Below are 1,636 nucleotides of genomic sequence, written 5' to 3'. Positions count from 1 at the left end.
TGGCTTTAATATTGCTTCTGTTGTTGGTAGATATTATGCTCTTGACCGCGATAACAATTGGAACCGCATTAATTTAGTCTATAATATGCTTACATCCAAACAAGCTCCTGTTGTTGACTTGCCATTAGAAAACACTATACAAAATTTTTATAATCAAGGAATTACAGATGAATTTATCACTCCTTTTATTACCAATCCAAATGGTTTAATTGATGATAATGATGCAGTTATTTTTGTTAATTTTCGTCCTGACCGTGCTATGCGTCTTGCAACTGCTCTATCTAATCCTTGTGCTACTAATGCTTTTTGTTCTGAGGGTAAAACCAATTTTTGCGGTACTAAATTATTAAATAATCTTTTTTTAGTAACAATGACTAAATACAGCACTCAAGTTAAAAGTGTAGTTGCTTTTGAAAAAATAACTCTAAAAAATATTTATGGTGAAGTAATTGCCAATTTAGGAATGCACCAACTAAGAATTGCAGAAACTGAAAAATATCCTCATGTAACTTTTTTCTTTGATGGTGGCAAGGAACTGCAATTAAAAAATGCAGATAGAATCTTAATTCCTTCTCCCAAAGTAAAAACTTATGATCTTAAACCCGAAATGAGTGCTTTAGAAATTACCACCCATGCTAAAACTGCTATTTTATCTGGTAAATACGATACTTTAATTCTTAATTTTGCAAATCCTGATATGGTAGGACATACTGGTTTTTTAGATGCTACCATTAAAGCGATTCAAACAGTAGACAGCTGTCTTAAAGAAGTTTTAAATGCCATTTTTGCAGTTAAAGGCAAAGCCTGTATTGTAGCAGATCATGGAAATGCCGAACAAATGACAGATAACCAAGGAAATCCACACACAGCTCATACCACTAATTTAGTTCCTTTCATCGTTACAGATAAAAATGTTGTCTTAAAACCAGGGTCTTTATGTGATGTTGCACCCACAATGCTAGATTTATTAGAAATTAAAAAACCTCAAGAAATGACAGGAAATAGTTTAATTAAAAAACTAGTTTAATCATTAACTTTATTATTTAAGAATACCATAATTAATTATTTAAGTGATTTTGATTACTTATTTAGCTAATAATTTTGAAAATAAAAAATCACAAAAAACAATTTATTAACCATTTATTTATAACTTTATTATTTATATTAGATCATATTTATGAATTTATTAGTTATTTTATTTTTTTGTGTAGAATCGGAGTAAATTATAATGAAAAAAGACAAACAAATAAAGATTTTTAGGTTTCACCCTTTAATGTTTCTTTTTTTTGTAGCTGTTTGTGCTTTACATCTTTTTGCAGTTAAAGAATGGGGAATAAAAAAATTATATCACCCTCTTTTAACCCCTTTATTTATTATTTTTGTCTTAGGATATGGTCTTAATTTTATTGGTGATAGTGTCCTTTATTTAAATAAAATAGGATTAGGATTTTTGCTTTGTATTTTTGTTCCTTCTTATTTAGTTTATAAAGGATGGATACCGCAAGATTTAGCAGACAAATGTAATGAAAATTTTTTCAGTACCAAAACACCAAATAATCATTTAGGATCTGATTTTGCTAACTTTTTTATAACTTGTGTTATTGCTGGAAGTATTTTAAGTGTTGATAGAAATTTA

Annotated in this window: 2 protein-coding genes; both read left to right on the top strand. The window is 28.4% G+C overall.

Annotated features, from left to right (window positions below):
- Positions 1 to 1,027 (top strand): 2,3-bisphosphoglycerate-independent phosphoglycerate mutase (gpmI, locus tag OYV_RS03780; RefSeq protein WP_042068370.1); only part of this gene is annotated, 1,027 nt, incomplete at its 5' end.
- Between the two features lie 201 nt (positions 1,028 to 1,228).
- The coding region (locus OYV_RS03775) for a 2-hydroxycarboxylate transporter family protein (RefSeq protein WP_042068368.1) at positions 1,229 to 1,636 on the top strand (408 nt) is incomplete at its 3' end.

The sequence above is a fragment of the 'Chrysanthemum coronarium' phytoplasma genome, assembly GCF_000744065.1.
GTDB classification, from domain to species: domain Bacteria; phylum Bacillota_I; class Bacilli_A; order Acholeplasmatales; family Acholeplasmataceae; genus Phytoplasma; species Phytoplasma asteris.
This window is presented reverse-complemented; position numbering and strand designations above follow the sequence as displayed.